The following is a 21,400-nucleotide window of genomic DNA, read 5'->3' as shown; positions in this document are numbered from 1 at the left end:
GGGGCTGCGCCCGGCCGGGCGGGCACGGGCGGGGGGTCGGCCGGCGTGCCCGACGCCACGCCATGCTCACTCAAAGCCACGAGTGTCGGACCTCCCGCACGGACTGCTGTTCCCGGTTGCGCCTCGAACAGGGGATCGGCGCCCCATCCCCCGTACGTACCAACGACGGTGACGGCGGCTGAACACGGGCGGGCCCAAGATCCTTACGGGGTCGGCGCCGTGCGGTGGCCCCGGGGCTGCGCCGTCGGGAACCGCGGGCCCGGGCTGTGCCGTCCCCAACAGCAGCGGCATAGTGGGGTGCTGCACGTTTGGCGGCCCGCACCCCACCGCGGCCGCCTCCCACGCCCGGAACCACCAGGGGGATTGACGACATGCGACCGAACCGACCGGTCACCGCGATTCTGTGCGCGGCGGCACTCGCGATGACCGCCGCCGCCTGCGGACCCGGCGACGGTGAGGCCGGCGGAGACGCCAAGCCGACCGTGGCGGCGAGCGTCCCGGCAGGAGCCGACGGGATAAAGATCCCCGACCAGCTCAAGGAAAAACTCAAGCAGCACGGCATCGACCTGGAGAAGTGGCGGGGAGGTGAGTGGAAGAACTGGAACAAGGAGGACTGGCTGCGCGAGGCGGGCGACTACATCAACCCGGTCATCGAGGGCCTGTGGGACCCGGACCGCATGCGCGAGGCCGGCAAGACCCCGCAGCCGCCGGCCATCGACCCGGACGCGGGCAAGGACCAGGGCGTCACCGACCCGACCCCGGCCCCGGTCGCGGCGAAGCCGGCCGCGACGCCGTACCACTCGAGCGTCCCGTACTCCGGCAAGGTCTTCTTCGACGGCCCCGAGGGCTCGATGGTGTGCTCGGCGACCGTGGTCAAGGACCCGGCCCACCCGGGCAAGTCGAACATGGTGTGGACGGCGGGCCACTGCGTGCACGCGGGCAAGGCGGGCGGCTGGTACCGCAACATCGCCTTCGTCCCCTCGTACAACAACGCGGGCAAGCCGTCGGCGCAGCTCAAGGGTGCGCCCCGGCAGGAGGTGGCCCCGTACGGCGTGTGGTGGAGCGACTGGGCGCAGACCTCGGACCAGTGGATCACGCAGGGCGGTCCGACGGGCGGTGCGGGTGCCCCGTACGACTTCGCGGTGCTGCACGTGACCCCGGAGAAGAGCACCGGCAAGTCCCTGGAGGAGACGGTCGGCGGTGCGCTCCCGGTGGAGTTCAACGCTCCGGCGGTGCCGAAGGTGGCGGGCATGACGGCGACGGGCTACCCGGCGGCGGCCCCGTTCGACGGACAGAAGGCCTTCCAGTGCACGGACAAGCCGGGCCGGCTGTCGCTGAAGGCTAACGACCCGGTGATGTACCGCATCGGCTGCACGATGACGGGCGGCTCCTCCGGCGGCGGCTGGGTGGCGACGGGCAGCGACGGCAAGCTGGTGCTGATCTCGAACACCTCGATCGGCCCGGCGAAGGCGGGCTGGCTGGCCGGGCCGCGGCTCGGCCCCGAGGCCAAGGGGATCTTCGACGCGGTGAGCGCCAAGTTCAAGTAGTCCGCGCGTCCCCGTGACGCGGGACGACCGGGGCCCCTGCACGGTGATCGTGCAGGGGCCCCGGTCCTGTCCGGCTCCGATGTCGGGCCGGCTGCGTGCTCCGGTGTCAGCGCGGGTGCGCGCGGTCAGCGGCTCGCGGGGACGAACGGGGACAGCTCCGCCGCCAGCTGCTCGTGGACGCGGACCTTCACGAGGGTGCCCTCCGGGGTGTGCTCCTCGGAGATCACCTCGCCCTCGGCGTGCGCCTTGGCGATCAGCGAGCCGTGCGTGTACGGCACCAGGGCCTCCACCTCGACCGAGGGCCGCGGCAGTTCGGTGTCGATGAGCCGCAGGAGTTCCTCGATGCCCTGGCCGGTGCGGGCCGAGACGGCGATGGAGTGCCGCTCGATGCGCAGCAGTCGCTGGAGGACCAGCGGGTCCGCGGCGTCGGCCTTGTTGATCACCACGATCTCGGGCACGTCGACCGCGCCGACCTCGCGGATGACCTCGCGCACGGCCGCCAGCTGCTCCTCCGGGGCCGGGTGCGAGCCGTCCACGATGTGGAGGATGAGGTCGGAGTCGCCGACCTCCTCCATCGTGGAGCGGAACGCCTCGACCAGGTGGTGGGGCAGGTGCCGGACGAAGCCGACCGTGTCGGCCAGGGTGTAGACCCGGCCGCTCGGCGTCTCGGCCCGGCGCACGGTCGGGTCGAGGGTGGCGAACAGGGCGTTCTCCACGAGCACGCCCGCGCCGGTGAGGCGGTTGAGCAGCGAGGACTTGCCGGCGTTGGTGTAGCCGGCGATGGCGACGGAGGGAACCTTGTTGCGGCGTCGCTCCTGCCGCTTGACGTCGCGGCCGGTCTTCATCTCCGCGATCTCCCGGCGCATCTTCGCCATCTTCTCGCGGATCCGACGCCGGTCGGTCTCGATCTTGGTCTCACCGGGGCCTCGGGTGGCCATGCCACCACCGCCGCCGCCACCCATCTGCCGGGACAGCGACTGGCCCCAGCCGCGCAGGCGCGGAAGCATGTACTGCATCTGCGCGAGGGCGACCTGTGCCTTGCCCTCTCGGGACTTGGCGTGCTGGGCGAAGATGTCGAGGATCAGGGCCGTGCGGTCGACGACCTTGACCTTGACGACGTCTTCGAGGGCGATGAGCTGGCCGGGGCTGAGCTCACCGTCGCAGACGACGGTGTCGGCACCGCTCTCGAGGACGATGTCGCGCAGCTCCTGGGCCTTGCCCGAGCCGATGAAGGTGGCCGGGTCGGGCTTGTCGCGGCGCTGCATCACGCCGTCGAGCACGAGGGCGCCGGCGGTCTCGGCGAGGGCGGCGAGCTCCGCGAGGGAGTTCTCGGCGTCCTGCACGGTGCCGGAGGTCCACACGCCGACGAGCACGACGCGCTCGAGGCGCAGCTGTCGGTACTCGACCTCGGTGACGTCTTCGAGCTCGGTGGAGAGACCGGCGACGCGGCGCAGTGCGGCGCGCTCCGAGCGGTCGAACTGGTCGCCGTCGCGCTCTCCGTCGATCTCGTGGCTCCAGGCGACGTCCTCTTCCATCAGGGCGTCGGCCCGGAGGCCCTCGGTGAAGCTCTGCGAGGCGCGCACGTCGTCCTGTGCGTCCCGCGCGTCCTGGGAAGGGGAAGAAGAGGAGGTCATGGGATCCTTACGTCGGTGTCGAGACGGCCCGCATCGGGTGGCCGCCAGCCTGCAGTGCCCGGCCGGGGCATCACTCCTGGCCGCAGCTCCGCTGACCGTGCGTGCCACGCGCGACGCGACACACAGTACTGTCACGGTCAACGGGTCGCGTCACCGGAAGATTCCCTCCGGCGGGCGGCCCTGTCGATGGTGACATGCCCGCTCCCGCCGGGTCACACGCTTTTCGGTCCGCTCCATTCCGGATGGCCGGGCATCGCCGGCGTCGTCTTTCCGTACAGCCAGGGCTCCAGGAAGGCCTTCAGGTCCCGTCCGGCCACCTCGGAGGCCGCGCGGACGAAGTCCTGCGTGCCCGCGACGGAGTCCCGGTGCTCGGTGACCCAGCGCCGCTCCAGCCGCTCGAAGGCGGCCGCGCCCATCTCCTGCCGCAGCGCGTAGAGGATCAGGGCGGCCCCGTCGTAGACGGCGGGCCGGAAGAGTCCGATCTTCTCACCGGGGGCGGCCGGCTTGGGCGCCGCCGGGGGCCCGCCGGCCGCGCGCCACTGGTCGGAGCGCTGGTACGCCTCGCGCATGCGCCGCTCCAGGGAGTACGTGCCGAGGCCGTCGGCGTACAGGGCCTCGTACCAGGTGGCGTGTCCCTCGTTGAGCCAGAGGTCGGACCAGGTGCGCGGGGTGACGCTGTTGCCGAACCACTGGTGGGCGAGCTCGTGGACCATGACGGCCTCGACGTACCACTCAGGGTAGCCCTCGCCGGAGAAGATGCCGCTCTCGAAGAGGGAGAGGGTCTGCGTCTCCAGCTCGAAGCCGGTCCGGGCCTTGGCGATCAGCACCCCGTACGTCTCGAAGGGGTAGCGGCCGACGCGCTTCTCCATCCACTCGATGTGTCCTGGAGTCTTCTTCAGCCAGGGTTCGAGCCGTTCTCGGTCGGCGGCGGGGACGACGTCGCGCAGGGGCAGTCCGTGCGGCCCGTTGCGCTCGACGACGGCCGAGTCGCCGATGGACACCTGGGCGAGCTCGGTGGCCATGGGGTGCAGGGTCCGGTACGTCCACGTGGTCCCGCCCGTCGCGCTGCGGGCCGGGAGGGCGCCCGGCAGGCCGTTGGCGACGGCCGTGAGCCCGGCCGGGGTGTTGATCCGGAAGGTGAAGTACGCCTTGTCGGCGGGGTGGTCGTTGCACGGGAAGACGCGGTGGGCGGCGTCGGCCTGGTTGGCCATGGCGAGGCCGTCCTCGGTGGGCACCCAGCCGCCGTCGGCGATGCCGCGCGGGTCGCTGGTGTGCCTGACGGTGATGTGCAGCGGGACGCCAGGGACCACCGGGGCGGCGGGGGTGAGCACGAGGTCCTCCCCGGCGCTCTCGAAGCGTGCCGGCTGCCCGTTGACCTCGGCGGAGGCGACCGTGCCGTGGGTGAAGTCGAGGTTGATCCGCTCCAGCGGCGCCTGGGCGCGGGCGTCGATCTTCGTGACCGCGTCGAGGGGGGTCGAGTTGTCCCGGTAGGTGAGGGACAGGTCGTACGCGAGGACGTCGTACCCGGGGTTGCCCAGCTGCGGGAAGAGCGCGTCGCCGATGCCCAGCGGCGGCGGGGGCAGCGCGGCGGCGGTGAGGGCGAGGGAGGCCGCGGCGAGCAGGGCGGCGCGCAGGCGCGGGGAGGTGAGCTGCATCCCCCACCGCATACCAGCGCCCGCCACCCGCCCGGGCACGGCGCGCGACGGGTCCACCCGAACGGGACCTTCCGGCGCCGGCCCGGCCGCCGTGCGGCAGACTCCCCGCCCGGCGGTCGCGCCCCGTCGGGCCCGGGCCCGCGCTGCCCCCGACTCCCGCCCCGGCCCCAGCTCCTGGCTCCCGGCTCCCGGCTCCCGGCTCCGCCCTACGCCCGGGCCACGTCGTAGACCCCCGGCACGTCCCGCATCGCCCGCATCAGCGCCGGCAGCACGGACGCGTCCGGCAGCTGGAGGGTGTAGCTGTGCCGGACCCGCTGCTCGACGGGCGGTTCCACGGTCGCCGAGACGACCTCGACCCCTTGTCGGGCGATGGCCTCGGTCAGGTCGGCCAGCAGGTGCGGGCGGCCGAACGATTCCGCGGTCAGGGTGACCCGGCAGTCCGCGGTGGCCCGCCAGTGCACGGCGACCGAGGTGCGGCCCAGCGAGCGCATCTGGGCCACGGAGGCGCACTCGACGCGGTGGACGGTGACGGCCCCGCCCCGGACGACGAAGCCGGCGATCTCGTCGGGCGGCACGGGCGTGCAGCAGCCGGCGAGCCGCACGGTGGCGTCGGGCAGGTCGGCCACCGCGTTGCCGCCGCCGCCCCGGGCCCCGACCACCGACAGCGGGGCCCGGGCGGGGGTGGTGGTGGGGGTGTCCCCGTCGGGGTGGTCCCGGAGCCAGCTGCCGATGGCGATCCGGGCGGCCTGGGTCTTGGCGTGTCCCAGCCATTCGGCGGCGGGACCGGAGGAGGCGTCCTGGGCGAGAAGCAGCTGCACGGTGTCCCCGTCGGACAGCCGGGTGCCCAGGGAGGCGAGGCGCCCGTTGACCCGGGCGCCGATACAGCCGTGGGCGGTCTCCCCGTACTGGGCGTAGGCGGCGTCGATGCAGGTGGCGCCGGCGGGCAGGCCCAGCGTGCCGCCGTCGGCGCGGAAGACGGTGATCTCCCGGTCCTGGGCGAGTTCGGCGCGCAGCCCGCTCCAGAAGGCGTCGGGGTCGGGGGCGGAGCGCTGCCAGTCGAGCAGCCGCGCCAGCCAGCCGGGCCGGGTGGGGTCTACGCGTTCCTCGTCGCCGTCGCCGCCGTCCACCACTGCGGCCGCGGCGGCGGTGGCGTACGGGTTGCCGAGTGCGACCACCCCGGCTTCGGCGACGCGGTGCATCTGCCGGGTGCGGACGATGACCTCGGCGACGTACCCGTCGGGGGTGGCGACGGCGGTGTGCAGGGACTGGTAGAGGTTGAACTTCGGGGCGGCGATGAAGTCCTTGAACTCCGAGATGACCGGGGTGAAGCAGGTGTGCAGTTCCCCCAGCACCCCGTAGCAGTCGGCGTTCTCCCCGACGAGGACGAGGACGCGGCCGAAGTCGGAGCCGCGCAGCTCGCCGCGTTTGAGGGCGACGCGGTGGACGGAGACGAAGTGTCGGGGCCGCACCTGGACCTCCGCGGCGATGCCGGCGTCGCGCAGGACGGCCCGTACGGACTCGGCGATGCCGGGCAGCGGGTCGGCCTCGCCGGCGTGGGCCGCGATGAGGGCGCGGGTGCGCTCGTACTCCTCGGGGTGCAGGATCGCGAAGACGAGGTCTTCCAGTTCGGTCTTCAGGGCCTGTACGCCGAGCCGTTCGGCGAGCGGGATGAGCACGTCCCGGGTGACCTTGGCGATGCGGGCCTGTTTCTCGGGGCGCATCACGCCGAGGGTGCGCATGTTGTGCAGCCGGTCGGCGAGTTTGATGGACATGACGCGGACGTCGTTGCCGGTGGCGACGAGCATCTTGCGGAAGGTCTCGGGCTCGGCGGCCGCCCCGTAGTCGATCTTCTCGACCTTGGTGACGCCGTCGACGATGAAGCAGACCTCGTCCCCGAACTCGGCGCGGACCTGATCGAGGGTCACGTCGGTGTCCTCGACGGTGTCGTGGAGCAGGGAGGCCGTCAACGTGGTGGTCTCGGCGCCGAGTTCGGCGAGGATCAGGGTGACGGCGAGCGGGTGTGTGATGTACGGCTCACCGCTCTTGCGCATCTGGCCGCGGTGCGAGGACTCCGCGAGCACGTACGCGCGGCGCAGGACGGACAGGTCCGCGGTGGGATGGTGGGCGCGGTGCGCCTCGGCCACATGGCCGATGGCGTCGGGCAGCCGGTCCCGGGGCGTTGGCCCGAGGAGGGCCGCACGCCCGAGTCGGCGCAGGTCAATGCGGGTCCGGCCCCGTCTGCGGAGCTCGGGGCGCGCTTCGGGACGTGCTTCGGGGTTCGTGGCCTCTGCACTCATGGGCACCTCCGGCGGCTTCGACCGGCTGCGGTGGGCATGGGGTGAGCCCTCAGGGCCGGTGTCTGATGCTACCGGCCCCACCACGTGGCGCAGTCCGCCTCTCGCTGAGCGTGAAACGGATCACCCATGAGAGGGAATCTTCAGGCGAAGACCGTTTCGGTCAGCCAGGCGGGGTCCAGCTCCCCCGCAGCCACGATCACGGCCGGTCCGGTCATGTCGATCCGGCCGTCGGGGTGCTCGGTGATCAGGAGGGTGCCGCCGAGGAGGTCCACGGTGTACGTGACGGGCTGTCCGCTGACGGCCGGGTCGGCGCCGTCGCGGCGGATGGCTGCCACGGCGACGGCGCAGGCGCCGGTGCCGCAGGAGCGGGTCTCGCCGGAGCCGCGCTCGTGGACGCGCATGGCGACGTGCCGGGGGCCGCGGTCGATGACGAACTCGATGTTGACGCCGGCCGGGTAGACCTCGGCGGGGCTGTACTGGGGCGGGTCCAGCAGCCTTCCGGCGTGGTCGAGGCTGTCGACGAAGGCGACGGCGTGCGGGTTGCCCATGTTCACGTTGCGGGCGGGCCAGGCGCGCTCGCCGACGACGACGGTGACCTGCTCCTCCGGGAGGGCGGCGCGGCCCATGGAGACGGTGACGTCGCCGCTCTTGTCGAGGTGCACCTGCTTGATGCCGCCGCGGGTGGCGACGGCGAGGTCGCCGGGTTCGACGTGGCCGGCGTACTGCAGGTAGCGGGCGAAGACGCGGACGCCGTTGCCGCACATCTCGGCGACGGAGCCGTCGCTGTTGCGGTAGTCCATGAACCACTCGGCCTCGTCGGCCAGGTGCGCGGCCTCGGGGTGGGCGGCGGACCGGACGACGTGCAGCACTCCGTCCGCGCCGATCCCGGCGCGCCGGTCGCACAGCTTCACGACGGCTGCGGCGGACAGGTCGACGGTGTTGTCCGGGTCCGGGACGATCACGAAGTCGTTCTCGGTGCCGTGGCCCTTGAGGAAGGAGAGGCTGGTCTGCGTCACGTGCCCATCGTACCGAGGGGGGTTTCCCACGGGCCGCCGGGCACGGCCGCCACACGACGCTCGGGCGCCACACGACGCTCGGGCGCCACACGACGCTCGGGCGCTACGGGAGCCGGGCGCTACCGGAGCCGGGCCACCCGGTAGACCGCGAGGCCTACGACGGCCAGCACGACCAGGGCGTACAGCGCGGCCATGCGCCAGTCGGGGCGGCGGCCGCTGCCCCGGGGCGGGAGCCCGGGCCAGGTGTAGCCGACGCGGCGGGCGGCCATCATGCCCCAGCCGGCGGCGCAGCAGCTGATCAGGAAGCCGAGCATGGCGACCACGGCTCCGCCGTCGCCGAACTCGAAGGCGAGGGGGAAGGCGAACATCAGGGAGCCTGCGGCGGCCAGCATCACGATCGGGGCGATCTGCCAGATCCGCAGCCGGCGCTGCGGGCGCAGCTCGACCTCGAACTCGGGGCCGCCGGCGTCCTCGCCCTCGGCGGAGCCGGAGACGTCGGGGCCGTCGGAGGTCAGCCGGGCAGGGTCGGCGGGCAGCCCGAGCTCTTCGGGGACGGCGGGTTCGCCGAGGACCGCCGGGTCCGTCGTCCCCCGCGTCCCGTCCCGCCCGGTGTCACGAGGGCCGGCCTCCATCGCCACGCGCCCTCCCCACTCGGACTTCGCACGTTGCCGTTCACCGCCGGTGACCACACCCGCGGAATTTGATGATGGCACGGCCCGGGGCTCCGAACGCGCGCGCGGGGCGTCCCGATGCCATCACGTGATCAGGCTGTAACCGCTCGTTCGACCAACGACTGCGCGAGTCCGGGGAGTTCCCGGCGGTCCGCGACGGCTCCGCTGAGCCAGTGGACGCGGGGGTCGCGGCGGAACCAGGAGTCCTGACGGCGGGCGAACCGCTTGGTGGCCCGGACCGTCTCGGCCCTGGCCTCGTCCTCGGTGCACTCCCCGGCCAGGGCGGCCAGCACCTGCTGGTAGCCCAGCGCCCTGGAGGCGGTGATCCCGTCGCGCAGGCCGCGGGCCTCCAGGGTCCGGACCTCGTCGACGAGCCCGTCCTCCCACATCCGGTCCACGCGCCGCGCGATCCGCTCGTCGAGCTCCGGGCGGGCCACGTCGACGCCGATCTGGACGGTGTCGTACACGGACTCGTGGCCGGGCAGGTTGGCGGTGAACGGCTTCCCGGTGATCTCGATGACCTCCAGGGCGCGGACGATGCGGCGGCCGTTGCTCGGCAGGATCGCCTGCGCCGCGGCCGGGTCGGCGGCGGCGAGCCGGGCGTGCAGGACGCCGGGGCCGCGCTCGGCGAGTTCCTCCTCCAGCCGGGCGCGGACGTCGGGGTCGGTGCCGGGGAACTCCATGGCGTCGAGGGCGCCGCGGACGTACAGCCCGGATCCGCCGACGAGGACGGGGGTGCGGCCCTGGGCGAGCAGCTCGTCGATCTCGGTGCGGGCCAGGCGCTGGTATTCGGCGACGCTCGCCGTCTCGGTCACGTCCCAGATGTCCAGGAGGTGGTGCGGGACCCCGCCGCGTTCTTCTTCCGTCAGTTTGGCGGTGCCGATGTCCATCCCGCGGTAGAGCTGCATGGAGTCGGCGTTGATGACTTCGCCGTCGAAATGGCGGGCCAGGGCCACGCCCAGGTCGGACTTTCCGGCCGCGGTGGGGCCGACGACGGCGATGACCGGCGGGGTGGGGGCTGCTTTGCTCACCGCCCCAGTCTCGCAAACCGTCCGGCTCCTACCCGATCGGGTTACGTGACGGGGCGGGGGCGGGGTCGTTCCCGCGGCATGCTGCCGCCGGGAGTGCGCCCGGCGCGGGGCGGCCGGGCCCGGCGCGGGCCCGGCCGGTCCGGGCGGAACTTCACCCGCACGAGTAGCGTTGGAAGCAATGAAGATGGGGGTGTTTGACCGGTTTTTCAACCGCCACGGGAAGGTGATCCATGGGCCTGCTGGACACACTGAAGGCCAAGCTCGCTCCGGCGAAGGAGAAGGTCGGCGACCTCGCCCACAAGAACGAGGGCAGGATCGGCGAGGGTCTGGACAAGGTCGCGAAGGCCGTGGACTCGAAGACGCACGGCAAGTACAGCGACAAGCTCGCGTCCGGGACGGGCAAGGCGAAGGAAGCCCTGGGCAAGATCGCGCACAAGGACGCCCCCGGCGGGCAGACGCCGCCGCCCGCCTCCTGACCGCGGTCCCGGTGAGGGGCGCGGGCCGACGGGCCCGGCGCCCCTTCCCCGCGTTCGGCGCGGCCCGGCCGCGGCCTGGCCGCGCCGGGTGCGGCCGCTAGGACCAGGTGGCGACGAAGTAGCCGACGCCGTACGGGGCGTCCTCGTACAGCAGCCGCCCGCCCAGGCCGGCGCCCTCGGCCGCGCCGGCCAGCACCTGCCAGGGGGCCCGGCCGGCGGCCTGGAGTTCGCGGGCGAGGCCGGCGTCGAGGGCGGCGAGCGCGGCGGTGTCGGCGTCGGCGAGGGCGCGCGCGGCGCCGGCGTCGAAGGGGGCGGCGCGCTCGTCCAGGTAGCCGGGGGCCTTCACGGTCCGGCAGGCGCTGCCGTCACCCATGACGAGGAGGGCGACGCGGTCGGCGCGCGCGGCGAGTTCACGGCCCGCGTCGAGGCAGCGGGCGGTGTCGAGGGCCTCGGGCACGGCGAGCCCTTCCAGGGGAGCGGCGCCCCAGCGTGCGTGGTCGAGGAGCCAGGCCCCGACGGCCAGGGCCGGCGGCAGCTGCCGCGCGCCCGCAGCACCGTCCCGTCCCCCGTCTCCGAGGCGTACGTCGACCCCGACGCCGAAGCGCCGGAAGCTGCCGCGGGCACCCTGCCGGTAGGCCCCGGCTTCCGCTTCCTCGGCGGCGGCGCCCACGACGACGAGCAGGTCGGGGCGGGATGCGGCGAGCACCGCGAGGGCGTCGGAACAGGCGGTGCGGGCGTCGCCGAGTTCGGCGGCGGCCCCCGCGGCGACCTCGGGCACGAGGAGCGGCGGGGCGGGGCAGACGGCGGCGGCTACGAGCATGATCCGCAGCCTAGTGCTGTGACCGGAAAGGTTCACCACCCCGCGACGTGCGGCACGGCACCAGCCGTCGGCAGCGCCCCGCCACGGCCCGGCGGGACGGCTGCCGGCGGCTGCCGCGCAGACGGGCTCAGCCGGTGACGCCGCAGGACGGGGCCGACGCCGGCAGCGGGGCGGGGACGCCCAGCGTGGGGATGCCGAGCATGACGCCCTGCGGCTGCGCCGGGGCGGCGTTGCGCTTCTCCCAGGCGTCGCCGGCGCGGGTGCGCCGCACGGACTGCGTGGGGCCCTCGGCGAGGAGGTGGTGCGGGGCCGCGTAGGTGATCTCCACGGTGACGACGTCGCCGGGGCGGACGTCCTCGTCGGGCTTCGTGAAGTGGACCAGGCGGTTGTCGGGGGCGCGGCCGGACAGGCGGTGCGTGGCGCCGTCCTTGCGGCCCTCGCCCTCCGCGACCATGACCTCCAGGGTGCGGCCGACCTGCTTCTTGTTCTCCTCCCAGGAGATCTCCTCCTGGAGGGCCACCAGGCGCATGTAGCGGTCCTGGACGACCTCCTTGGGGATCTGTCCCTCCATGTCGGCGGCCGGGGTCCCGGGGCGCTTGGAGTACTGGAAGGTGAAGGCGCTGGCGAAACGCGCCTCGCGGACCGTGTGCATGGTCTGCTCGAAGTCCTCCTCGGTCTCGCCGGGGAAGCCCACGATGATGTCGGTGGAGATCGCGGCGTGCGGGATGGCGGCGCGGACCTTCTCGATGATGCCGAGGAAGCGCTCCTGGCGGTACGAGCGGCGCATCGCCTTCAGGACCCGGTCCGAGCCGGACTGGAGCGGCATGTGCAGCTGCGGCATCACGTTCGGGGTCTCGGCCATGGCCGCGATCACGTCGTCCGTGAAGTCGCGCGGGTGCGGGGAGGTGAAGCGGACCCGCTCCAGGCCCTCGATCTGCCCGCAGGCGCGCAGCAGCTTGGAGAACGCCTCGCGGTCGCCCAGGTCGGATCCGTACGCGTTGACGTTCTGGCCGAGCAGGGTGATCTCGGAGACGCCCTCGCCGACCAGGGCCTCGATCTCGGCGAGGATGTCGCCGGGGCGGCGGTCCTCTTCCTTGCCGCGCAGGGCCGGGACGATGCAGAAGGTGCAGGTGTTGTTGCAGCCGACGGAGATCGAGACCCAGGCGGCGTAGGCGGACTCGCGGCGGGTCGGCAGCGTGGAGGGGAAGGCCTCCAGCGACTCGGCGATCTCGATCTGCGCCTCTTCCTGGATGCGGGCGCGCTCCAGCAGGACGGGCAGCTTGCCGATGTTGTGGGTACCGAAGACGACGTCGACCCACGGGGCCTTCTTGACGATCGTGTCGCGGTCCTTCTGCGCCAGGCAGCCGCCGACGGCGATCTGCATGCCGGGGCGCTTGGTCTTCATCGGGGCGAGCCGGCCGAGGTTGCCGTAGAGCTTGTTGTCGGCGTTCTCCCGGACGGCGCAGGTGTTGAACACCACGACGTCTGCGTCGCCGTCCGAGCCCTCCGGGGCCCGGGTGTAGCCCGCCTCTTCCAGCAGTCCGGAGAGTCGCTCGGAGTCGTGCACGTTCATCTGGCACCCGTAGGTGCGCACCTCGTATGTTCCCTTGACGTCCACTGCCGTGCTCCGGTCGCTGCTGCTGGTCATGGAACAAGGGTAGGTGCTGCCGGGGAGGGCCCACCGCCGCAGCCCGTCCCGGCCCCGGCGGAGCCGCGCGGGCCGGCCGCCGGCCGCCGGCTCCGGCCCGGCACGACGCACTCCCTTTGCGGCGCCGTTTCCGAATGCATGGAATGCATTCCGTCGACCGAAACGTTTTCCCCGTCACACGAAATGAAATCCTGGAGGATTTTAGGATATTCGCGGCCGCGCAGGGGCGTTGGGCGAAGGTTGCACAATTCGGCGTCGACCCGTAACACTGTGCGCAACACCCCCGCCGCGGGGTGTCCCACCGTGGATTCGTGCACGGAATTGCTCACCCCATTCCTCCTCCATCGGGAAGCATGACGTCACTGTGATGCGAGATAGGTTGCCCCATGCCTCGTAGAATGCTCAGGCAGGCAAGGGAGTCCGTCCTTTCCATGGGGTTACTGGGTCCGTCCGGCCCCAGGCCGGAAAGTCTCGGATTCGTCGACCTCCGCTCCAACGAGAACCCCTTCGCCGGGCGGTACCGCCGTTATCCCGAACACTCGCCGGATTTCCTCGCACCCCTCTACCTGGCGGCGCTCGAGGTCCTCGATCCGTCCCCGCCCCGCGCGGAGGACGGCGGCGGTCGACCCCTGCAGCCGGACGTCGCCATCACCCGTGGGGCCACGGAGGCACTGGACCTCCTCCTGCGGGCGCTGTTCGAGCCGGGCAGGGACGCCGTGGCGGTCATGTGGCCGAGCTTCGGCTCCTTCGAGCAGTTCGCGGCGCTGCACGGCGTGACGCGGTACCGGGTGCCGCTGGGTGGTGTGCGCTACGACCGGCTGGACGTCGATCGGCTGCTGTCGCTCCCGGTCAAGGGGATCTACCTCTGCAACCCCAACAACCCCACCAGCACCTGCCTGGACGCCGCTGACCTGGCCCTCCTGCTGGACCGGTTCGACGGCATCGTGATCGTCGACGAGACCTACGCCGAGTTCACCGGCCGGCCCTCGCTCGCCCACCGGCTGGGTTCCCGTCCGGGTCTGGTCTCGGTGAGGTCCATGTCGAAGGCGCTGGGCATGGCGGGGCTGCGGCTCGGAGCGGTCCTCGGGGCACCGGACCTCGTCGGGGCGGTGCGCCGGGTCCGGCCGCCGTTTCCCGTGCCCGGCCCGGTGGCCGAGGCCGCCGCCGCAGAATTGGCCGACCACGCGCAGCTCGTATCGCGGGTGGCCTCCTGCGTGACGGAACGCGACCGGCTGGCGAAAGAGCTCGCCGACTGTCCGGGTGTACGGGACGTTTTCGCCGACGCCGGATTCGTGACCGTCCGGGTGGCCGACCAGGACGCCGTCCTGGCGGAACTGCAGGCCTCCCGCATCGCCGTGCACGCCGAGCCGGAAGGCTGGCGCGGATTCCTTCGGATCTCCGTCGGAACACCGCAGGAAAACGCTCTGCTACTTTCCGCCGTCCGGCGCAGCGACCGACATTCCCACCTCTGATTCCCCTGTCCCCCTCCACAGGAAAGCAGGCAGAAAATGACCGACGCGCTCACCATCGACAGGCCACAGCTGGACACCGACGTCGTGACCGTCCGGCGCAAGGACATCCGGGCGATCTCCTCCGTCATGGTCGACGGGAAGTCCCACCACCTCGGGGAGCAGCGCGACTTCCGGCGCAACGACCTCCTGGCCGGCTTCGTCCCGGAGGCGGGCCGGTTGTCGCTGGCCTGGGTGCGCCTGGCCGACGGCGAACAGCTGGACGTCCACCAGCATCCGACCAAGTCGATGATCCTGGTCTGCAAGGGCTCGGTGCGCCTCCTCGGGGACCAGGAGGAGGAGCTCGCCGAGGGGGACACCGTCGTGGTCCCCCCGGGCGCCCGGCACGGTTTCGTCACCAGGCCGGGTGAGGAGTTCCAGGGGCTGTCGGTGCAGTTCGAGGGCAGCGGGCTCTACGAGGAGGAGTCGGCGCCGCGCGTCGAGTTCACCGGCGCCGCCGCGTCCCTGGTCGAGCTGGAGCAGTACAACGCAGAGCGGCTGGACGCGTTCGGCAAGCACCACATGTTCGACCTGTTCGACAGCGGTCGGGTGGGGGCGGACCCCGAGATGCGCGACCGCTTCGTTTCCGCGCTCTACGTCTGGGCGGTGTACTTCCAGCGCATGCTCTACGCCCGGCAGGCGGTCTGCTCCGACCCGCAGCTGCGCGAGGTGTACGCGGGCCACCTGCGGGAGGAGTTCGGCCACGACGTGCTGCTGAAGGAGCAGAACGGCATCAGCGAGACGGTCTACGACCCCATGCTGGAAGCCGTCGGCAACTGGTTCGTGATGCAGATGCACGGCGCGGACGAGGCGGCGAAGATCGTGGTCGTCCACATGGTCATCGAGTCGTCCTGCGCGGTGTTCGGCGAGCGCACCGGGGCGGCCTTCACCGAGGAGTCCGCGGCCGACAGCTCCTACTTCGACCTGCACTCGGAGGTGGACGAGGACCACCGGGAGCTCGGCCGCGAGCACCTCCGCGGGCTGTCCGCCGAGCAGTACGCCCGGCTGCGGCAGGTCTGCGGCCAGGCGTGGGACCAGCTCGACCTGCTCTTCGACCGCATCGCCGCCCACATGGTGCGCTGAGCCGCCGATCCGGACGGAGGGGAGCCGATGCGGCACGCCCACGCGGATGCGGGCCTGTTCCCGCACCCGGACAACGCGGGCTTGTTCCCGCACCCGGACAACCGCCACACGTTCATCGAACTGCTGCGGCACGTCACCGACGACTACTACCGCTGGCACACCCGGTGTGCGCAAGCGGCCGCACCGGCTCCGCCCGTGCCCGACGGCAGGTCCGGCGGGCACGGCTCCGCCGGGCCGCCCGAGAACATGAAGACGGTCGGCGACCTGGTGCGCGAGCTCTCGGGGCGGCTCGCGCGGGAGTCGACCCCGTTCCCCTCACCGCTGTACCTGGCCCACATGACCACGGACCTCCCGGTGGCGGCGAGTCTGGCCCACCTCTGCGCGATGCTCTACAACCCCAACAACGTCACACCGGAAGTCGCCCCGGTCACCACGGAGCTCGAACACGAGGTGTCCGAGGACCTGTGCCGTCTGATCGGGTACGCCCCGGGCACCGGTTGGGCGCACCTGTCCTCCGGCGGTCACGCCGCCAACTACGAGGCCGTGTGGATCGCGCGGAACCTGCGCAGCGTGCCCGCCGCGGTGGCGGCCCACCCCGCCGCCCGCGACCTCGTCGCCGGGGTGCCCCCGGTCGTCCTGGCCAACATGCCGGTCCCCCGGGTCCTCGACCTCGTCGAGGCCCTGGCCGGGCGCGGGCTCCTGTCCGAGGTCGCGCGGCTGGCCGCCGCACGGCGGCGTGAGGCGGACACCGCCGGCACGCTCCTGCTCGCCCGCAGCGCCCACTACGCCTGGGACAAGTGCGCCGACCTGCTCGGGCTGGGACCGCAGGACGTGGAGCCGGTGGGGCTGACGCCGGAGCACCGGCTGGACGTGCACGCGCTCGGTCGGCGCGTGCGGGACCTGCTGGAGCGGGGCCGGCCGATCCTGGCGGTGATCGCCATGTGCGGGAGCAGCGGAGAGGGCGCCGTCGACGACCTGGACGCCGTTCTGCGGCTGCGGGCCGAGTGCGAGCGGCGCTTCGGGGCGTCGTTCTACGTCCACGTCGACGCCGCCTTCGGCGGGTACTGCCGCAGCCTGTGGCTGGAACCCGACGGCGGGATGGCGCCCTACGACGACCGGCCGCTGGACGGCAGCGGCGCCCGCATGAAACCGGAGGTCCACGCGGCCTTCCGGGCGCTCCCCGGGGCCGACTCGGTCACCGTGGACCCGCACAAGAGCGGACACACCCCGTACCCCGCGGGCAGCCTGGTGCTGCGCGACCGGCGGGCCGTCGCCCTCGTGGCCCGGGAATCGGCGTACTTCGGCCACGGGGACGACAGCCGTCTCCCCTTCGGTCCGCACACGCTCGAAGGGGCGCGCCCCGGAGCCGCGGCGGCGGCCGTCTGGGCGGCGCACCGGCAGATCGGGCTGCACGCCGACGGCTACGGCCGCCTGCTGGGCGGCTGCATCGCAACGGCGCAGCGCCTGCACGAGCGGTTCGCACCGGCCCGTCGGCCCCGGCCCTCCGGGACGGCCGCCGCGGACCCCCGGATCGTCAGCTGTTTCCCACCGGACCTGAACATGATCAACCTGGCGGTCGGTCCGGTGGACGCCGACGGGGGCGGGAGCGGGAGCCGGGCCCCGGCGGACGCCGCCGGCCGCCGGGTGCTCGAATCGATCCTCGCCGAGGCCGCCTCGGCACCGCTGACCAGCCTCTACGTCTCCGGGAACACCCTCACCGGCCGCTCCCGGCCCGGAGAACGGGAGCAGGTGCTGCGGCTGTGCCTCATGAAGGAGCTCGGGTCAGGGGCCCTGGACACGGTGGCGCGGAGCCTGGAGGCCGCCGTTTCCCGGGCCCTGGGCCCGGACGGTCCTGGTGTCCCCGCCGTTCAGTGACGGTGGGCGACGACGAAGAGGCGCCGGAACGGGAAGAGCGTGCGCCCGTCGGGGAGTGACGGGTACGCCGCGCGCAACCGGTCCAGGTAGGAGCTGCGGAAGGCACCGAACTCCGCGGCGGACAACCCGTCGATGACGGGCCGCAGACCGGCGGCCTCGACCCAGCTCCACACCGGGTCGGGGCCGCTCAGCACGTGCAGGTACTCCGTGCTCCAGACGTCCGGTTCGACGCCGGGACCCGCGAGCAGGCCGTAGTAGCCCGCCGCGTCCAGGGTGTGGACCCGGGAGAGCGCCGCGCGCAGCCCGGGCGGACCCAGCGGCGCTCCTCCCGGGCCGCCGTCCTCCAGCGTCTCCAGGATCAGGCGGAACCACGGCGCGTGGTGGAAGACCGGCATCTGCAGGGCCAGTGCACCGCGGGGGGCGAGGTCGCCGGCCAGGCGCCGCAGGACGGCGCCGTGGTCGGGAACCAGGTGGAACAGGGAGTTGGCGAACAGCAGGTCGGGACGGCGCCCGGGGCGCCACGAGCCGATGTCCTCCTGGTGCAGGAACGCCGCGGGCGCCGTTTCGGCAGCCGTCCGCAGCATGTCCGCGGAGCTGTCGACACCGTGCACCTCGGCGCCGGGGAAGCGTTCGGTCAGGAGTCGGGTGATGGTGCCGGGACCGCACCCGATGTCGTAGACGACGGAGGGGGGAGCGTCGAACCGGACCCGGTCCAGCAGCTCCAGTGCGGGCCGCAGCCGGTGTTCCGGGAACCGCAGGTACAGCTGCGGGTCCCAGCTCGTGGCGGCCCGTGGGGGTTCGTGGGTGTGCACGGCGGTCATGGTCATCCGTTCGATGGGGGTACGTCTTGCGTCAGGCGGATACGAGCCGGCCGGCCTGGAGCCTCCAGAGGCCGGCGTACGTGCCGTCGCGCGCCAGGAGTTCGCCGTGGGTCCCCTGCTCGGTCACCCGGCCGCCCGCGCCCAGGACGTAGATCCGGTCGGAGCCCCGGACGGTGGACAGCCGGTGCGCGATGATGATCAGGGTGCGGTTGGCCCCGAACTTCTGGAGGGCGTCCTGGATGGCGGCCTCGGTCTCGTTGTCGACCGCGGACGTGGCCTCGTCGAGGATCACGACCGGGGGGTCGCGCAGGACGGCCCGGGCCAGCGCGATGCGCTGGCGCTGCCCGCCGGACAGTGCGGCACCGCGTTCGCCGACCGGAGTGTCGTAGCCGTGGGGCAGTGCGTCGATGAAGTCGTGCGCCCCTGCGGTGCGGGCGGCGGCGGCGAGCTGCTCGTCGGTGGCGTCGAACGTGCCGTAGCGGATGTTCTCCGCGATCGTGGCGTCGAACAGGAACGGCTCCTGGGAGACGTAGCCGATCGTGCGGCGCAGATCGGGCAGTGCGAGGGTGCGGACGTCCGCGCCGTCGAGCAGTACCCCGCCCTGGCTGGGGTGGCGGAACCGCATCAGCAGTTTGGCGATGGTGGTCTTGCCCGCGCCGGTCGTGCCGACGATGCCGATGGTCTGGCCGGCGCCGACGGTCAGGGAGGTGCCGCGCAGCGCCGGGGGGCGTCCCGGGTAGGCGAACGCGACCTTCCGCAGCTCGATCTTCCCCTTGACCTGCTGTGCGGGCAGTGGGCGGCCTCCGTCGGCGGCGCGCTCCTGCGGCAGGTCGTGCAGGTACTGCACGCGGTCCAGGGCCGTGAGGGTGCGCTGGTACTGGTCGGTGACGCTGCCGAGGCGGTTCAGCTTCGCGAGGGCGTTGCCCGGCATTTCGATCAGCGGGCCGAACGCCACGCCGGACAGCGTGCCCGACAGCACGGCCTTGCCTCCCAGCAGGAGGGTTCCGACCAGCGCCGAGCAGGCGGACAGCCGCAGGACCTGGGTGCGGGCCGCCGCGCTGCGGTCGGTGCACCGGTTGAGCTCGCGGTAGTCACGGCTCAGCTCGGCGACGCGCCCCCGCTCGTGGTCCTCGGCGCAGGCGGCCTTGATGGTGGTGTGGGCCTGGAGGTTCTCGGCCATGCGGCCGTTCAGCCGGGCGCGCCGCTCGCCGGAGGCACCGTGGTCGGCGATCGCGCGCTTGTGGAACCGGAAGGACAGCCAGGTGACGAGCGGGACCGGGGCGAAGGCGACCCAGGCGATCTTCGGGGCGAGCAGCAGGTAGACGGGGACGAGCAACGCGAAACTGGTCGCGAGCTGGACGACCTCGTGCAGGTTGGTGCTGACGAAGGAGCCCATCTGGCCGATGTCCTCGGTCAGCACCGAGGTGATCCGGCTGGTGCGCTCGTTCTCCAGATCGGCCGGCGCCAGGCGCTGTACGTGATCGTAGGTGCGCGTGCGCCAGTCGTCCTCCACGGCCTGCCCCAGCCGTCGCCAGCTGACGTCGGCCTGGTAGCCCAGGGCGGCCATGGCGGCGCAGGCCAGCCCGGCGGCGCCGGCGAGGGCCGACAGCTGGGCCGCGGTGCTCGCCAAGCCCCACTGCGCCAGGGTCGTGCTTCCGCCCCGGGCCAGGACCAGGATGATCGAGGGGACCAGGGCGTACATCGCCATCTCCGCGAACTGGGCCAGTACGGAGAGGAACGTCGCCGCGCGGAGCTGCCGCTTGTGCTTGCCGATGATGCGCCGCAGCGGACGCTCACGCGCCGGTGCGCCCTCCGGTCGTGGTGCGCGGTCGAACTGCCGCCATGCCCGTCTGACCACGATCGCCGTCGCCGTGGCGGCCAGTCCCAGGCTGACCACGGGGTGGGCGAGCAGCTTCAGCCCGGCCGTGGCGAAGGCTGCGACGCTGGCGACGGTCGCGAGGGCGGCGCCCTTGGTCACGACCGTGGAGGGGACGCGGCGCCGGGCCGGCGCTGCGCGTCCGTCCGGCCCCGGCCGGCCCGCCGTGCCGTCGTGTGAGGAGCCGCGGGCGGCGTGCGCCTCGGCCCGCATCAGGCCGCGGGCGACGGCCACGTGCACGCGCAGGGCGATGTGCCGGGCGGCGATGCCGGGGTCGTGCACCACCAGCAGCCGGCCGGTGACCGGGTTCACCTGTGCTCCGGTGATCCCGTCGTCCGCGGCGAGGAGGTCTTCGATCAGGCGGGCGAGGGAGGGCCTGCCCGTGACCTCCGGGAAGTCCCAGCGCTGTCTGCCGGGGATCACTGATCGGGCGCGGAGCATTCCCCGGACGTCGGGAGGGCGTGGCGTGGCCGTGGCGGCGGGGGCGGCGATGGGCAGGGGTGCCAGCAGGGACATGGCGGCGGTCACCGGTTTTCGGAGGGGAGGGGGCGCAGCGGCGCCGAGCGGTGGTCGAGACGGCTCATCGGCAGGTGGGGGGAGCGTGCGACCGCGGCCAGCAGCCGCACCCAGCGGGCGAAGAGGTCGCTGATCGTCCGCCGGTCGAACAGGTCGGTGTTGAAGCGGAACAGGCCGTCCATGCCGGCCGGGCTCCCGTCCGCCCCTTCTCGTTCGGTCAGGCCGATGCAGAGCGGGTCATGGGCCGTTCCGGTCCCCACGTCGACTTCGCTCACGTGCAGTCCGGGCGGGTCGAAGTGGCCCTGGGGGGTGTTCTGCAGGATGAGCATGACGTGGTAGAGGGCGCCGGGGGCGCCGAGCGCCTCCGCCAGCTGGAGGAAGTGCAGGTCCTGGTGGGCGTAGGCGCCGAGGGCGGTCTCGCGGACCTGTTCCAGGAGCTCGCCGAAGGCGGGGTCGCCGGAGGTGTCCGTCCGCAGCACCAGGAGGTTGGCGACGAAGCCCACGAGGTCGTCGAGGGCCTGGTCGGTGCGTCCGGCGACGGGGATGCCGACGACGATGTCGGTACCGGCGCCCAGCTCGGTGAACACGGCGGCGAGGGCGGCGTGCAGCACCATGAACATGCTGGTCCCGGTGGTGCGGGCCAGTTCGGCCAGCTGCGCGTGCAACGCGGCGTCGATGCTCACCCTGATGTGGTCGCCGCAGTGGGAGACGGCGGAGCAACCGGACCGGCCGTAGGGGAGCCGGAGTTCCTCGGGGGCGCCGGTGAGGCTCTTGGTCCAGTACGCGAGTTGGCGGGCGGCGAGGCTGTCGGGGTCGGCGGGGTCGCCGAGCAGCTGCCGCTGCCACAGCGCGTAGTCGGCGTACTGGACGGCCGGCGCCTGCCAGGACGGCTGCCCGCCCCCGCACCGGGCGGTGTACGCGGTGGC

Annotated in this window: 16 protein-coding genes; 5 read left to right on the top strand and 11 right to left on the bottom strand. The window is 72.9% G+C overall.

Going from position 1 to position 21,400, the window contains the following annotated elements:
- Window positions 1-371: 371 nt before the first annotated feature.
- Entirely contained in the window at window positions 372-1,547 is a 1,176-nt protein-coding gene (locus tag ACZ4VL_RS26695; RefSeq protein WP_468204668.1) for a trypsin-like serine peptidase, read from the top strand.
- A 125-nt stretch (window positions 1,548-1,672) separates the two neighbouring features.
- On the opposite strand, the gene hflX is transcribed toward ACZ4VL_RS26695, so the two are convergent.
- The 6 genes from hflX to miaA all read right to left on the bottom strand — a co-directional run bounded on the left by hflX (window position 1,673) and on the right by miaA (window position 9,851).
- A complete protein-coding gene (hflX, locus tag ACZ4VL_RS26690) occupies window positions 1,673-3,181 on the bottom strand; it encodes a GTPase HflX (protein ID WP_468204666.1) in 1,509 nt (502 codons plus the stop codon).
- Window positions 3,182-3,393: 212 nt separating this feature from the next.
- Window positions 3,394-4,836 (bottom strand): M1 family metallopeptidase, encoded by a 1,443-nt coding sequence (locus ACZ4VL_RS26685; RefSeq protein WP_468204664.1) that lies wholly within the window; start codon window positions 4,834-4,836, stop codon window positions 3,394-3,396.
- A gap of 206 nt (window positions 4,837-5,042) precedes the next feature.
- A complete protein-coding gene (locus tag ACZ4VL_RS26680; RefSeq protein WP_468204662.1) occupies window positions 5,043-7,133 on the bottom strand; it encodes a RelA/SpoT family protein in 2,091 nt (696 codons plus the stop codon).
- A 140-nt stretch (window positions 7,134-7,273) separates the two neighbouring features.
- Complete coding sequence (gene dapF, locus ACZ4VL_RS26675) at window positions 7,274-8,149, bottom strand: diaminopimelate epimerase (protein ID WP_468204660.1); 876 nt, start codon at window positions 8,147-8,149, stop codon at window positions 7,274-7,276.
- Window positions 8,150-8,268: 119 nt separating this feature from the next.
- Complete coding sequence (locus tag ACZ4VL_RS26670; RefSeq protein WP_468204707.1) at window positions 8,269-8,781, bottom strand: hypothetical protein; 513 nt, start codon at window positions 8,779-8,781, stop codon at window positions 8,269-8,271.
- A 131-nt stretch (window positions 8,782-8,912) separates the two neighbouring features.
- Window positions 8,913-9,851 (bottom strand): tRNA (adenosine(37)-N6)-dimethylallyltransferase MiaA, encoded by a 939-nt coding sequence (gene miaA, locus ACZ4VL_RS26665; RefSeq protein ID WP_468204658.1) that lies wholly within the window; start codon window positions 9,849-9,851, stop codon window positions 8,913-8,915.
- 230 nt (window positions 9,852-10,081) lie between these two features.
- On the opposite strand from miaA, the gene ACZ4VL_RS26660 reads away from it, so the two are divergent.
- Complete coding sequence (locus tag ACZ4VL_RS26660) at window positions 10,082-10,327, top strand: antitoxin (protein WP_468204656.1); 246 nt, start codon at window positions 10,082-10,084, stop codon at window positions 10,325-10,327.
- A gap of 97 nt (window positions 10,328-10,424) precedes the next feature.
- On the opposite strand, the gene ACZ4VL_RS26655 is transcribed toward ACZ4VL_RS26660, so the two are convergent.
- Complete coding sequence (locus tag ACZ4VL_RS26655) at window positions 10,425-11,147, bottom strand: class III extradiol ring-cleavage dioxygenase family protein (RefSeq protein ID WP_468204654.1); 723 nt, start codon at window positions 11,145-11,147, stop codon at window positions 10,425-10,427.
- Window positions 11,148-11,274: 127 nt separating this feature from the next.
- Entirely contained in the window at window positions 11,275-12,795 is a 1,521-nt protein-coding gene (miaB, locus tag ACZ4VL_RS26650; RefSeq protein WP_404242637.1) for a tRNA (N6-isopentenyl adenosine(37)-C2)-methylthiotransferase MiaB, read from the bottom strand.
- A gap of 431 nt (window positions 12,796-13,226) precedes the next feature.
- On the opposite strand from miaB, the gene ACZ4VL_RS26645 reads away from it, so the two are divergent.
- From ACZ4VL_RS26645 to ACZ4VL_RS26635, 3 genes are read left to right on the top strand one after another with little or no spacing between them, the layout of a single operon-like run.
- Complete coding sequence (locus ACZ4VL_RS26645) at window positions 13,227-14,267, top strand: aminotransferase class I/II-fold pyridoxal phosphate-dependent enzyme (RefSeq protein ID WP_468204651.1); 1,041 nt, start codon at window positions 13,227-13,229, stop codon at window positions 14,265-14,267.
- Between the two features lie 36 nt (window positions 14,268-14,303).
- Window positions 14,304-15,386: a cupin domain-containing protein gene (locus ACZ4VL_RS26640; protein WP_468204649.1), complete on the top strand. Its 1,083-nt coding sequence runs from the start codon at window positions 14,304-14,306 to the stop codon at window positions 15,384-15,386.
- Window positions 15,387-15,413: 27 nt separating this feature from the next.
- Entirely contained in the window at window positions 15,414-17,261 is a 1,848-nt protein-coding gene (locus ACZ4VL_RS26635; protein ID WP_468204647.1) for a pyridoxal phosphate-dependent decarboxylase family protein, read from the top strand.
- Here the strand turns inward: ACZ4VL_RS26635 and ACZ4VL_RS26630 are convergent.
- The 3 genes from ACZ4VL_RS26630 to ACZ4VL_RS26620 all read right to left on the bottom strand — a co-directional run.
- Window positions 17,255-18,088 (bottom strand): methyltransferase domain-containing protein, encoded by an 834-nt coding sequence (locus tag ACZ4VL_RS26630; protein ID WP_468204645.1) that lies wholly within the window; start codon window positions 18,086-18,088, stop codon window positions 17,255-17,257. The two genes, ACZ4VL_RS26635 and ACZ4VL_RS26630, sit on opposite strands and share 7 nt — an antisense overlap.
- A 25-nt stretch (window positions 18,089-18,113) precedes the next feature.
- Window positions 18,114-20,486, bottom strand: coding sequence for an ATP-binding cassette domain-containing protein (locus ACZ4VL_RS26625; RefSeq protein WP_468204643.1), 2,373 nt, complete (start codon window positions 20,484-20,486; stop codon window positions 18,114-18,116).
- Window positions 20,483-21,400, bottom strand: a 918-nt coding sequence (locus ACZ4VL_RS26620) for a condensation domain-containing protein (RefSeq protein ID WP_468204642.1), incomplete at its 5' end; no start/stop codon positions are given. The genes ACZ4VL_RS26625 and ACZ4VL_RS26620, both read right to left, overlap by 4 nt.

It is taken from the genome of Streptomyces sp. NPDC029014, assembly GCF_055564695.1.
The sequence above is the reverse complement of the archived record's forward strand: the minus strand, read 5'-3'. Positions and strand labels throughout refer to the sequence as shown.